General features: G+C 71.0%; 10 protein-coding genes. 3 read left to right on the top strand and 7 right to left on the bottom strand.

Annotation, left to right across the window (positions count from 1 at the left end; all coding sequences use genetic code 11):
• Window positions 1–36: 36 nt before the first annotated feature.
• Genes ACN26Z_RS13860 through ACN26Z_RS13845 form a run of 4 tightly spaced genes read right to left on the bottom strand, consistent with a single transcriptional unit; the run spans window position 37 to window position 5,536 of the window.
• On the bottom strand, window positions 37–2,373 hold the full coding sequence (locus ACN26Z_RS13860) for a glycoside hydrolase family 3 N-terminal domain-containing protein (protein ID WP_421461580.1): 2,337 nt from the start codon (window positions 2,371–2,373) through the stop codon (window positions 37–39).
• Between the two features lie 36 nt (window positions 2,374–2,409).
• The gene (locus ACN26Z_RS13855) at window positions 2,410–3,276 is read right to left on the bottom strand and encodes a carbohydrate ABC transporter permease (protein WP_093402815.1); all 867 of its coding nucleotides are present in this window, start codon (window positions 3,274–3,276) and stop codon (window positions 2,410–2,412) included.
• Window positions 3,273–4,271 carry a carbohydrate ABC transporter permease gene (locus ACN26Z_RS13850; protein ID WP_093402620.1) on the bottom strand — a complete coding sequence of 333 codons (999 nt, stop codon included), beginning with the start codon at window positions 4,269–4,271 and terminating at the stop codon, window positions 3,273–3,275. The genes ACN26Z_RS13855 and ACN26Z_RS13850 overlap by 4 nt, the downstream gene beginning before the upstream one ends.
• The gene (locus ACN26Z_RS13845) at window positions 4,268–5,536 is read right to left on the bottom strand and encodes an ABC transporter substrate-binding protein (protein WP_421461579.1); all 1,269 of its coding nucleotides are present in this window, start codon (window positions 5,534–5,536) and stop codon (window positions 4,268–4,270) included. The genes ACN26Z_RS13850 and ACN26Z_RS13845 overlap by 4 nt, the downstream gene beginning before the upstream one ends.
• 202 nt (window positions 5,537–5,738) lie before the next feature.
• Between ACN26Z_RS13845 and ACN26Z_RS13840 the strand changes: the two genes are divergently transcribed.
• Window positions 5,739–6,722, top strand: coding sequence for a LacI family DNA-binding transcriptional regulator (locus ACN26Z_RS13840; RefSeq protein ID WP_170863354.1), 984 nt, complete (start codon window positions 5,739–5,741; stop codon window positions 6,720–6,722).
• Window positions 6,723–6,882: 160 nt separating this feature from the next.
• The gene (locus ACN26Z_RS13835) at window positions 6,883–7,908 is read left to right on the top strand and encodes a hypothetical protein (protein ID WP_421461578.1); all 1,026 of its coding nucleotides are present in this window, start codon (window positions 6,883–6,885) and stop codon (window positions 7,906–7,908) included.
• Between the two features lie 60 nt (window positions 7,909–7,968).
• Here the strand turns inward: ACN26Z_RS13835 and ACN26Z_RS13830 are convergent, their stop codons facing one another.
• The 3 genes from ACN26Z_RS13830 to ACN26Z_RS13820 are packed head-to-tail and all read right to left on the bottom strand — an operon-like array spanning window position 7,969 to window position 10,358.
• A complete protein-coding gene (locus ACN26Z_RS13830; RefSeq protein ID WP_421461577.1) occupies window positions 7,969–8,430 on the bottom strand; it encodes a hypothetical protein in 462 nt (153 codons plus the stop codon).
• A complete protein-coding gene (locus ACN26Z_RS13825; protein WP_093402814.1) occupies window positions 8,405–9,028 on the bottom strand; it encodes an RNA polymerase sigma factor in 624 nt (207 codons plus the stop codon). The genes ACN26Z_RS13830 and ACN26Z_RS13825 overlap by 26 nt, the downstream gene beginning before the upstream one ends.
• 19 nt (window positions 9,029–9,047) lie before the next feature.
• Complete coding sequence (locus tag ACN26Z_RS13820; RefSeq protein WP_421461576.1) at window positions 9,048–10,358, bottom strand: S8/S53 family peptidase; 1,311 nt, start codon at window positions 10,356–10,358, stop codon at window positions 9,048–9,050.
• A 180-nt stretch (window positions 10,359–10,538) separates the two neighbouring features.
• Between ACN26Z_RS13820 and ACN26Z_RS13815 the strand changes: the two genes are divergently transcribed.
• Window positions 10,539–13,148, top strand: a complete 2,610-nt coding sequence (locus tag ACN26Z_RS13815; protein ID WP_421461575.1) for a CHAT domain-containing protein — start codon at window positions 10,539–10,541, stop codon at window positions 13,146–13,148.
• The last annotated feature ends 9 nt before the right edge of the window (window positions 13,149–13,157 follow it).

Below are 13,157 nucleotides of genomic sequence, written 5' to 3'. Positions count from 1 at the left end.
CGGCCACCATCGCGGCGGTGGCCGGTCAGCCTGGATTCAGCTGATCTCGGCGGTGGTCCACCGGGCGGAGGCGTTGGTGACCGGCGCGACGTCGCCGACGAGCGTGGTGGACGCCTCGACGTCACGGCGCGCGCTGGTGCCGATCCAGAGGTCCACGTCGCCGGGCTCCACCACTCGCGTCAGCGTTCGGTCGGAGAAGGCCAGCCGGGTGGTGGGCACGGTCAGCGTGACGGTGGCCGACTGACCCGGTGCCAGGTGGACCCGCTGGTAGCCGAGCAGTTGCGCCACCGGTCGGGTCACCGACGCCACCAGGTCACGGCCGTAGAGCTGCACCACGTCGTCGCCGGCCACTCCGCCGGTGTTGGTGACGCGTACGCTCACCGTCAGCGCCCCGTCGGTCGGCGCCGTGGCCGGCACCGTCAGGTCCGTGTACCCGAACGTCGTGTAGGACAGGCCGTGACCGAACGGCGCCGCGGGCGTCGCCAGCAGGTTGGTCACCTCGTTGCCGTCGCCGAGCGTGGGATGCAGGTACGAGTACGGCTGCGCGCCCGCCGACCGGGGCAGACTGACCGGCAGCCGTCCCGATGGGTTGACCCGCCCGGAGAGCACACCGGCGATGGCGCCCGCCCCCTCCTCGCCGGGGAAGAACGTCTGCACCACCGCCGCGCAGCGGCTCAGCGCCCAGTCGATCGCGTACGGCCGGCCGGTGAGCAGCACCAGCACGACGGGCCGGCCCGTCGCCAGCACCGCCTCGACCAGGTCCCGCTGCACCCCGGGCAGTTCCAGGTCGTCCCGGTCGCAGCCCTCGCCGACCGTGCCGCGACCGAACAGTCCCGCGTGGTCGCCGACGACCAGTACGGCGACATCCGCCGCGGTGGCCGCGGCGACCGCGGCGTCGAAGCCGGAGCGGTCGTCGTCGTCCACCGCGCAGCCGCGGGCCGAGGTGACCAGTTCGGCACCGAACTCGGCGCGCAGCGCGTCGAGCACCGTCGGCACCTCGATACCGGCCTCCACGTCGGGATGCTGCACGAGCACGTGGTTGAGGAAGGAATAGCACCCGAAGAGGGCACCCTGCCGGTCGGCGTTCGGCCCGATCACCGCGATCCGCCGGCCCGCCGGCAGCGGCAATGCGTCCTGGTTGGCGACCAGGACTATCGACTTCTCCGCGAGGCTGCGGGCGATCGCCCGGTGCTCGGGCGAGTCGAGGTCGACCACCGGGGCGGGCTCGTCGGTGAAGGTGGCGTCCAGCAGCCCGAGTTCCAGCTTCTGGCGCAACACCCGCAGCACCGCCTGGTCGATCACCGACTCCTCGATCCGGCCGGCGCGCACCGAATCCGCCAGGGTCAGGTACGCGTCACCGGTCGGCAGCTCGATGTCGACACCTGCGGTCAGCGCCTGCACGGCCGCGTCCGCGTGGTCACCGGCGACCTGGTGCAGCAGGTTCAGGAACGCCACACCGTAGTAGTCGGCAACCACCGTGCCGTCGAAGCCCCACCGGTCCCGGAGCAACCCGGTCAGGATCGTCGGATCGGCGGCCACGGGCACGCCGTCGATCTCGGCGTAGGAATGCATAACCGAGCGGGCGTCGCCGTCGAGGATCGCCATCTCGAACGGTACGAGCAGCACGTCGGCGAGTTCACGCGGACCGGCGTGCACCGGCGCGAAGTTGCGCCCGGCGCGGGAGGCTGAGTAGCCGACGAAGTGCTTGAGCGTGGCATGCACGCCCTGCGACTGCAGGCCGCGCACGTACGAGGTGCCGAGGGTGCCGACCAGGTAGGGATCCTCGGCGATGCACTCGTCGACCCGCCCCCAGCGGGGATCACGGATCACGTCGAGCACCGGGGAGAGCCCCTGGTGGATGCCGAGCGCCCGCATCGACGCCCCGATCGCCGCAGCCATCTCCGTGACCAGGGCGGGGTCGAAGGCCGCCCCCCACGCCAGCGGGGTCGGGAAGGTCGCCGCCTTCCAGGCCGAAAGCCCGGTCAGGCACTCCTCGTGCACGATCGCCGGGATGCCGAGCCTGGTCCCCGTCACCAGGTCGGACTGGAACTTCCACAGCCATGACGCCCGCGATACGGCCTCGACCGGCCGGGTGCCGTAGGCGCGGGTGAGGTGACCGAGCCCGTGCCGGGAAAAGTCTTCGAGCCGGCCGATGTCACCGAACTCGCCCTGCAACGGCGCGACCGCCTCGCCCTCCGCCTTTTCCCAGAAGCCGACGAGCTGTGCGATCTTCTCCTCGATCGTCATCCGACCGAGCAGTTCTCGCACGCGCGTCTCGCCATCGGACCCGTACCGGTCGGGCCGGCCGTGGCCCGATCCTGTCTGGGCCGGCACTGTCGCCGGCCCGCCCACGACCTCGCGGACCTCAGTCATGCTGTGTTACCCCTTTTGTGTTCGTGCCGCTGCCGCTCAGCCCTTGACCGCGCCCTGGAGGCCACCGACGATCTGCTTCTCGGCGAACGTGAAGAAAATAAGTGCCGGCAGCATCGCCAGCGAGGTGAAGGCGAGGATGCCCGCCGTGTCGGAGGTGTACTGGCTGGAGAAGTTCTGCACGCCCAGCGGCAGGGTGTGCAGGCTCGCGTCGCCGAGCACGAGCAGCGGCAGCAGGAACGCGTTCCAGCTGGTGACAAAGGCGAGGATACCGACGGTGACCAGCGCGGGCCGCGACAGGGGCAACAGGATGCGCCAGAGGAAGCCGAGCCGACCGGTGCCGTCGATGGCCGCCGCGTCCTCCAACTCCCGGGGGATGGCGGTGAGGAACGGTCGTAGGATCACGATCGTCAGCGGCAACGCGAAGGCGACCTGCGGCAGGATAACCGCGTAGTACGAGTTGATCAGGTTCAGGTCGCGCAGCATCAGGTAGAGCGGCAGGATCGCCGCGCCGGCCGGGAACAGCAGGCCCAGGGTGAAGAAGGTGTAGAGCACCTCACGGCCGCGGAAGGTGTAACGGGCCAGCACGAACGCGGCGCAGACCCCCAGCACCACGACGCCGATCGTGGTGCCCAGGGACACCACGGCGCTGTTGAACACCTGCCGCCAGAAGTCGCTCTGGGTCAGCACCCGGGAGTAGTTGTCCCAGACCCACGGGTCGGGCAGCCCGGCCGGGTCCGCGACGATCTGCGGCGTGGTGCGGAAGCCGCCGACGATCACGTACACCACCGGGGTGATCGACACGGCGGCGACCGCGAGCGCCAGCGCGTAGGTGAGGGGATTCCCCCACGAGATCGGGCGACGCTTGGCGGTCGGAGACAGAACGGCGTTCGCGGCCACGATCAGTTTGCCCTTCTGGTGATGGCGCCCTCGATGTCGCGACGCAGGAGGAAGCGCTGGAACAGCACTGCCGCGACGAACGAGATGGCGAACAGGATGACCGCCACCGCGTTGCCGTAGCCCCACAGGCGAGCGAAGAACCCGTTGTCCACCATGTACGTCGCCATGGTGGCCGACGCGCCCAGCGACCGGACCGCAGGCACGGAGGTCACCCAGATCACGTCGAAGACCTGCAGCGAGCCGATCATGGACAGGAACATCCAGATCCGGATCGTGGGCCCCAGCAGCGGCAGCGTCACGTGCCGCTGGATCTGCCACCAGCTCGCGCCGTCGATGGCGGCGGCCTCGTTCAGCTCCTGCGGCACGTTCGACAGACCGGCCAGCAGAAGGATGATCGCGAAACCGACGTACTTCCAGGTCAGGACGGCCAACATCGTCCAGATAACGATATCGAGATCGGCGAGCCACGCCTGTACGAGACTGCCCAGTCCCAGCGACTCCAGCATCGCGTTGACCGTGCCGGCGTCGGACAGCAGCAGCTTCCACATGATGCCGACGGTGACCTCGGCCAGCACGTACGGCACGAAGGCCAGCAGGCGGAACAGCGTACGGCCCCGGAAGTTGCGGTTGAGCAGCAGGGCGACGCCCAGCGCGATGGGTCCCTGGATCAGCAGTGACCCGAACACGATGATCGCGTTGTTGCGCAGCGCGTCGATGAAGATCGGGTCCTGGAAGGCCAGGACGTAGTTGTCGAAGCCGACATAGTCGGTGGGCGGTCCGACGCCACGCCAACGGAACAGGCTGTAGTAGAAGGCGAAGCCCATCGGGACCAGCACGAACATCACGTAGACGATCACGGCTGGTGTCGTGAGCCCGATGATCTCGTACCACTTGCGTCGGGTCTCGGCGGCCCGAGCGGACGAGCGCCGGGCAGGCCGAGGTCCCGCCGGCGGCGCGGATGCGCCGCCGGCGAGGTCCAGGGTCGGGTTGGTCGACGTCACTTGCGCGCGGCCGCCTTCATGGCCTCGACAACCTGCTCAGGGGTGCCGTTGCCGGCGAAGATGGCGACGATCGCGTCGTTCATCGCGTTACCGACGGTGCTACCGAACGCCGTGTCCAGCCAGAGCTGCACGTAGGTGGCGCTGGTGGTGGCCTCCAGGATGGACTTCAGGGCCGGGTCCTTGACGCCGTCCTCGGCGCCCTTGGCGACCGGCAGGCCGGTGCCGGTCTCGGCGTAGCCCTTCTGCACCTCGGGGCTGACGATGTACTTGAGGAACTCGACGCACTCGGCCGGGGCGTTCTTGGCGCAGGCGAAACCGTCGCCGCCGCCCAGGGCCGCCTTCGGGTCACCGGCGGAACCGGTGATGGCGGGCACCGGGAACCAGCCGATGAACTTGTTCAGCGCCTCCTGGTCCTCGGTGACGGTGTCCAGGGTGCCCTTGTTCCAGTCACCCATCAGCTCCATCGCCGCCTTGCCGTTGGCCAACAGGCCGTTGGCGCTGGTCGGGTCGTTCTGGCCCGGCGTGGCGATGAAATTGGGCTGGAACGGCTCGGTGTCGATGAAGGCCTTCAGGTCCTGACCGGCCTTGACGAAGCACTGGTCGTCGAAGACGTTCTCGAGGGAGGCCTTCCGCAGGGTCTCCACCGAGCAGGCACGCAACGCGAAGTTGTACCACCAGTGCGCGGCGGGCCACTTGTCACCGGCGCCGACGGCGATCGGAATTACGTTGATCGCCTTGAGCTTGGTGACCGCGTCGTTCAGCTCGTCGAAGGTGGTCGGCGGAGCGGTGATGCCGGCCTGCTGGAACAGGTCCTTGTTGTACCAGATGCCCTCGATTCCCATCCGGTACGGCAGGCCGTACTGCTTGCCGTCCACCTGCCAGATCTCGACCGCGCTGCCGATGTTGGCAACCTCGTCCTTGACCTGGTCGGTGATGTCCTTGAGGTAGTCGGCCTCCACCTGCTCGCGGATCTCGCCGCCGCCCCACGCCTGGAAGATGTCCGGCGGGTCGTTGCTCAGCAGCGCGGCGGGGAGCCGGGTGCGCTGGAGCTGGTTGGTCTCGATGCCCTCGATCTCGATCGTGACCGTGGGGTGCAGGGCATTGAAGTCCTTGGCGACCTTTTCCCAGTAGGTCTTGCCGGGACCGTCCTGGGAGGCGTTGTGCCACCAGGTAAGCGTCACCGGGTTCTTGTACAGCTCGCTCTCGGCAGGCGCCTCGTCCTCACCGCCGCCACCGCAGCCGGCGACGAGTAGTGCGGTTGTCATGGAAAGCGCTAGAAAGGTGGTTGCACGGCGCTTTATAGCCATCGATGTCTCCTCGACCAGTCAGTCGGGTGCTCGGCCTGAGCGAGTTTTTCAGTCGGGTAACCCAGTGTCAATCGGTGTCGATAACGTTTTCGACTCGTCTCCGTAACCGGCCCGATCGCCCTCTATCATCATCGACGTGGCGTTTCCCCAGCGTGTCAAGATGTCGGACGTAGCCCGCACGGCCGGCGTCTCCGTGGCGACCGTTTCCAAGGTGGTGAACGGCCGTTACGGAGTGGCACAGGCGACCGTGGAACGGGTCCAGCAGGTCATCCGTCAACTCGGCTACGAGGCGAGCCTGGGTGCGCAGAGCCTCCGCAGCCATCGCACAAACGTGCTGGGCATCCTGGTCGCCGAGTTCGAGCCGTTCTCGACCGAACTGCTCAAGGGCGCCAGCGTGGAGGTCGCCGGCACCGGCTACCAGCTACTGGCGTACTCCGGCGGCGACGGTGCCGGTACGGCCGTCGGTTGGGAACGCCGCTCGCTGGCCCGGTTGTCGGGCACGCTCATCGACGGGGCCGTGATCGTCACACCGACGGTGGTGGAGACCAAGCAGGGCTTCCACGTCGTGGCCGTCGACCCGCACACCGGCCCGTCGGGGCTGCCGACCGTCGATTCCGACAACTTCGCCGGTGCCGTCCTGGCGACCAACTATCTGTTGTCCCTCGGCCACCGCCGCATCGGGCACATCAGCGGACGCCGCGACCTCGAGTCGTCCCGGTTGCGCGAGGCGGGCTTCCGGCAGGCAATGGCCGACGCGGGCGTGACGGTGGACGAGCGGCTGGTGCGGGTCGGCGGGTTCCGCATCGAGAGCGCCGCCGAGACCGCCGCCGAACTGCTCTCGTTGCCCGACGGCCCGACCGCCGTCTTCGCCGGTAACGACCTCTCCGCGATCTCCACAATCGACGTCGCCCGGAGCATGGGCCGGTCGGTCCCGGACGACCTGTCCGTGATCGGCTTCGACAACATCCCGGAATCGGCGCTGGTCAACCCGCCACTGACGACGATAATGCAGCCGTTGCAGCGGATGGGCGCCGAGGCGCTGCGGCTGCTGGTCGACCTGATCGCCGGCGTCGAGCGGGACACCCACATCCGGCTGCCCACCGAACTTGTCGTCCGCTCGTCCTGCCGTCCGCTGCGCGATTGATCAGCCGCCCCTTTGCCGCTTCTCGCGCCATCTGACGGCGTGCTCCCCCGCCGACGGTATTTCCCGGCCCCGACCCCGCTCTGTATTTGGCGTAACCAGGTCGACACCGGAGCGTAACGAGCCGGGTCGACCACGGCTCCGTCGATGGGAGACACCTGTCATGAGCAGTGTAGGGAGACGGCTCCGCCGGGCCGTGTGGGTCGGGTTCGTGGGAGCGGCGCTGACCGGCCTGTTGACGACCGGCGCAGCCGCCGCCGTGCCGGTCGGGCACGGGTCGGACCGCGCCACCCCGGTGGCCCGCACCGACGTCCACATCCGGGATGTCGCCGCCGACACCGGAGTCCAGCCGCACTCGCTCGACCCGCTGTGGGCCAGCCCCGACATCAAGGTCTGCCCCACAGCGGTGGAGTGCGCCGTGAGCCAGAACCCGGTCGTCGGCGCGACCAACTACATCTTCGTCAAGCTCCGTAACCCGGGCCCGTCCGGCTCGGGCTCGGTCAACGGCGTGCTACAGGTCTACCGGACGACGCCGGGTGGCGGTGCGGTGTGGCCCATCCACTGGACCAGGATCGGGGCGGCCTCCGTAGCCGCCGCACCGGGCGTCACCACTGTCACCATCCCGTGGAAGGGAGTCCCGGGACCGGGTCATTTCTGCCTGCTCGCCCGCTGGGTGTCGAACTCCGACCCGATGACCGTCGAGGGTCCGGACATCAGCACCAACACCCGGAGCAACAACAACATCGCGTGGCGCAACGTCGACTCGGTCCAGCTCACCCCGGGTGCCGGCCCGACCGTCCGGCCCTTCGCGATCGGCAACTCGCTCACCGTGCCGTCGCGCAACGAGGTGCTCTTCGTGGCGGCCGAACCATTGCAGAACATCGGTGGCCGGGTGGTCGTCGACCTCGGCCAGGAGTTGTTCGAGCGCTGGCGTGCCGGCGGCGCGGTCGGCACCGGGGTACGGCCGATCGGCAGGACCCAGGTGGAGATCGTCGACACGACCTGGGCCAGCCTGGGCAACCTCCTGCTGCAACCCGGTGAGCGGGCGCAGTTCTCGCTGATCTTCACGGCCCAGGCGGAAAGCGACGGGGAGATGTGCCTCGCCGTGGTCCAGTTGGGCCCGGACAGCAGCGGGACGATGTCCGACCTGGGCGGTGTGCAATATCTGATCACCTCCCTGAAGGAGTAGTCCTCCAACGCCGTGTGCCGCGGGGGTCGGGAACCGTCCCGGTTTTCGATCCCCGCGGTGTCAGCGCAGGCAGACCCAGTCGGTCACCACGCTGAACCCGCCGGAGCGGGCGTGCAGCTGGATCGGGCCCGGCGGTGGGAGACCGAGCGAGAAGAGACCCACGGCGTCGACCGAGGTCTCCTCGTAGGTGCCGTTCGCGGTCCGGGCACTGACCCGGCCGCCGTCGACCGGACTGAGCTGCCCGACGATTCCCGTGCCGCCGATCTCGATCTCCACCACGATCGGGCCGCCCCGGAAGGACAGGTTCCGCGTGGAGCCGGCCGACCGGGTGGCCACCGCGCCCGGCTCACAGGCCGAGTCGAAGACCAGCTCAGCGACGGTGGGCTGGGCGCCCACCGTACGCCAGGCGAAGGCCGCCCGGGCCGCCCGGAGGTGCTCCTCGGGGACCTCGCCCGCGTCGCCGAGCGCCGCGCGCAGCTCCGCGCCGAGCGCGGCGTCATCGGCCGGCGGCCACTGCTCCATCACGCTCACCCCCCTTCGTCCCGTCCCCCGGGTGAGCACCAACGTACGGCGCGAGCGCGGCACAGGCACGAAGCCGACGCAGGCAACGCGCCTGGGTCGGCCCGATGCTGCCGACCGGTACGCCCAACCGCTCGGCGGTCTCCCGATAGCTCAGCGGCGGATCGGCCGTGAGCATCGAGAGCACCTGCTGGCAGCGGGGTGGAAGCTGGGCGAAGCCCTCGCGCAGGGCCCGCCGCCGCTCGGCACGCAGCAGGTCCTCGTCCGCCGCCGGCGACGTGCCGTGGTACGCGTCGAGGGCGCCACCGGACGGGTCGACGGGTTGGGTCCGCCGGCCGAGGCGGGACATCCGGTAGCACTCCCGCCGGGTGGTGACGGCCAGCCAGCCGGCCAGCGCCTCCGGTCTGCGCACCTGATCCAGATGTTCCACGAGCCGCAGCCAGACGGTCTGGTTGACGTCCGCGGCCTCGGCCCCAGCCAGGTCGTGGCCGCGGATCACCGCGTAGACGAGCGGGGTGTAGCGGCGAACCAGCTCGGTCCAGGCCGACTCGTCACCGTCGGCTGCGGCGGCCACCAGAACCGCGGCACCGCGCTCGGTCACCACAACGTGTCCCGGGAACTCATTCGACGAACACGCCGTAGTCGGGGTGCCAGGACGGCGCCGCCAGCAACGCCAGCCGGGCCTCGTCGGCGCTCAGGTCACCGGCGGTCATCAGGGCGGCGAGCCGACCGGAGACGTGGGCAGCCGCGAACGAGGTGCCGGCCCACGTCGCGAAGCCCTGGAACACCCGGGTCGGACGATCGGGCAGCGGCAGTCGACCCGCGACGTAGGTGCTGTCCCGGCGGCCGACGGCACAGGCGTCCACCCACGACCCGAATCCGCTGTCTTCCGCCGGTGCCAGGCCGGCAGGACCCGAGGCGAGCGCGGCCACTCCCACGACGCGGTCCAGCGCGGCCGGCCAGATCGGTCGGTCGGTGCCGGCGTTACCGGCAGCCGCTACCACCGCGGTGCTCGGCGGCAATCCGGCCACGGCGTTGGCAAGTGGCATCGAGGGCTGGTCGTCGAGGGTGAAGCCGCCCAGCGAGAGGTTCACCACCGACACCTCGGGCGTCAGCCGTCCCATGGCCGCCACCACCATGGCCTCGTCGCCGATCCCGGTCGGCGCCAGTGCCGCCTCCGGGTCGACGTGTACGCCCGGCGCGGCCTGCCGCACCACCCCGGCGACGAACGTGCCGTGACCGCCCTGCACGGCGAGCACGTCGGCGTACAGGTAGAGCGGGTCCTCGTCGTCCGGCTCCGGGAGATACCCACCGCCCAGCCAGGACGGGTGGTAGTCGCCGGCCTTCCGCCAGATACCGGTGTCGCAGATACCCACCGTCACCCCCGCTCCCTCGCCGAGCCGGCTCGGGTCGGGCGGTGCGAGCGCGGCGGCCTCCCGCGGCGGCGTACCCGGGTTGCCCATGATGTTGCCCAGGCCGACCAGCACATGGTGCGGTTGGACCCGGGGTGCCGGTTGCCCGGGCCACTGTCGTGGGTCACGCAGCCTCGTCACGATTGAGGGAACATCGGTCTCGGCGACGAACCGCAAGCGGGTGACTCCCGCGAAGCTGTCCGCGATCGTCACCGCGTGGCCGCGGGCCCTCAGCCAGGCCGCGACCCGCTGGGCGTCGGCGGTGGCGGCAAGCAACTGCCGGGGCCGGTAGAGGAAGTGCCGGCCGGCGGCGAGGTACCGCCGCACGTCGGGATCGGCGGTCAGCGCCGCCTCGAACGCGAGCTGGTACGCCTCGTCGTCAGCACGGTCGTGCCGGGTACGCGCGTAGCTCGGACGTGACCCTGCGCCGAACGGTAACGCCGCCGCGGCCAGGGCGGATGCCGCGAGCAGTCGCCGACGCGACGGTCGGCCGGTGAGGGTGGCGCGGTCAGGACGCACGGATCCTCCAACTGTGCGAGAGGCGGCACGCCCACCGGTGGCGGGCGCGGCGGCCCCCGCGAACCTCACCAATTCTTCCAATCAATCGTTGCAAGTCAATGAGGTGAACGCCCGTAACGGCCCACCGTAGCGCCATTCGTCGGCGTTGACGGACGAGTGTGGATGCTGAATTCTCTGACCATGCCTGACCGCACCGGTAGCGGTGCCGGAACCGCCCAGGCGGCTCTCGACCTCGTCCAACGCTGTCCGCGCGAGGCGATCACGATCGCCACCGGGGTCCTCACCGCGATTCCCGCCGATCGCGACGAGCGCGCCACCGCCGAGCGGGCCATCGGTCTGGCCCTGCGGGAACTAAACGATTTGTCCGGTGCGCTTCGCCACCTGCGCCGGGCGGTCCGCAGCGCCGGCTCCGCCCGCACCGAGGCGCTGGCCCGGATGAGCCTCGGCTACGTACTGGCCAACGCCGGCCGTACCGCGGCGGCGCTGCGCGAGGTGACCGCCGCGCTGCCCGAGCTGACCGGCGCCGATGCCGGACGCGCCCGAATGCAGCGGGGCGTGGTGCTGCACTACCGGGGGCTGTACGACGACGCGGTCCGCGACTACGGCCAGGCCATCGACATCGCCCAGCGTGAGGGTGACCGTCTCCTGGAGGCACGGGCTCGCAACAACCGCGGACTGCTCAACGCCCACCGGGGCACCGCAGACGGCACCGACGATCTGGACCGGGCGGCGGCGGTGTTCCACGGCCTCGGCCTTGACCTGGCGGCGGCCGACGCCCGCTGGAACGGTGGGATCGCCGCCGGGCTGCGCGGTGACGTCGCCGCCGCACTGCGCTGTTTCGCCGCCGTCGGCGAGGAGTACCAGCGGCTGGCCGTGCCCCGGCCGGCGCTGCTGCTCGACCGCTTCGAGCTGCTGCTGTCGGTGCCGCTTGTCGACGAGGCGGTGCAGGTCGCCGCCACCGCCATCCGGGAGTTGCGCAGTCGGGGAATGGCCTCCGATCTCGCCGAAGCGCTGCTGGCCCAGGCTCGGGCCGCGCTGCTCGCCGGTGACCTGGACACCGCTACCGGGTCCGCCGCGGCGGCACGCAACCGGTTCCGTCGCCAGGGCCGCCGTACCTGGGCAGCCTTCGCCCGGCACGTCGAGCTACGCGCCGAGTTTCGCCGGGGCACGCGGTCGGCCACGCTGCTGCGGGCGATGGTGCGCACCGCCGACCAGCTCGACGCCACCGGCTGGCCGGATCCCGCCCTCACCACCCGCGTCGACGCCGGACTGCTGGCGACGGAGTTGGGCCGGACCGGACGTGCGACGGCGCTGTTCGCACAGGCCGCCCGTAGCCGCGGTCGCGGCACCGCCCCGCGACGTGCCCGAGGTTGGTACGCCCTGGCGATGTCGCGTCGGCTCGGCGGTGACGAGGCCGGTGCGGCCCGCGCACTGCGACGCGGCCTGGCCGTGCTCGACCGGCACCGCACCTCGCTGGGCGCCACCGAGCTACGCGCGCACAGCGGGGTGTACGGGCAGGAGCTGGCGGCCGAAGGACTGGACATCGCGGTCCGGGCCGGCGCACCGGGCCAGGTGCTGGCCTGGGCCGAACGGTGGCGCGCCAACGGGCTACGGATGCGCCCGGCGCTGCCGCCCGATGATCCCGACCTGGTCGCTGCCCTCGCCGAACTCCGACTGGTCAGCGGCCTGCTGGAGGAGGCGGTGCTGGCCGGGCGGACCGTGCACAGCCTGCGCGAGCGGCAGACCCGGCTCGAACAGCGCATCCGGGACCTGGCCCGGCGCGCGCCGGGCGGTACTCAGGTGGTGGCACCACCGGGTGTCCGGCGCCTGGCCGACCGACTCGGCGCCCGCGTCCTGGTCGAACTCGTGGCCCACGGCGACCGGCTTCGGGCGGTGCTGCTCCGCGACGGCCGCGCCAGCCTGCACGACCTGGGTCCACTCGACCAGGCGGCCCAGCTGGCGCACTGGCACCGGTTCGGGCTACGCCGGCAGATCGTCGGCGGGGACTCGGCCGCCGCGCGAGCCGGCACCGAACACGCCGCCGCGGCGCTCGACAGTCAACTCTTCGACCCGATACGGCGGCAGGTGGCCGACCGTCCGCTGGTGATCGTCCCGGTCGGCCCGCTGCACGGCGTCGCCTGGGCCGGGTTGGCCACCTGCGCCGGCCGGGCCGTCACCGTCGCCCCGTCGGCCACCGTCTGGCTCAGCGCCGAGCAGCGCGAATGGTGCACCAGGGCACCGGTGCTGGCCAGCGGTCCACGCCTGCCGGCCGGGCGGGCCGAGGTCGCACGGCTCGCCCGGGTGTTGCCGGCAGCCCGGACGTTGACCGGGGCGGACGCCACCGTCGCCGCGCTGACCTCGGCGATGGATCGGGCCGCGCTGGTGCACATCGCGGCGCACGGCGCGTTCCGGGCGGACAACCCCCAGTTCTCCACCCTGGAACTCGCGGACGGGCCGCTGTTCGCGTACGAGTGGGAACGGCTCACCCGTCCGCCGTCCTGTGTGGTCCTCTCCGCCTGCGAGTCCGGGCTGCACGGAGTCCGCCCGGGCGACGAGATCATGGGCTTCGCCGCGGTGCTGCTGGCGCTGGGTACCCGGTGCCTGATCGCCACCGTGTTACCGGTGCCGGCGGAGCCCACCACCGCTCTCATGGTGGACCTGCACCGACGGATGCGAGCCGGTACCCGGCCGGCGCAGGCGCTCGCCAGCGCCCAGCGGGTGTTCGCCGCCGGCGGCGACGACACCGCGCGGGCCACCGCGGCGGCGTTCGTCTGCCTCGGCGCCGACTGACGGGTCATG

The organism is Verrucosispora sp. WMMD703, from assembly GCF_049178935.1.
GTDB lineage: Bacteria > Actinomycetota > Actinomycetes > Mycobacteriales > Micromonosporaceae > Micromonospora > Micromonospora sediminimaris.
This window is presented reverse-complemented; position numbering and strand designations above follow the sequence as displayed.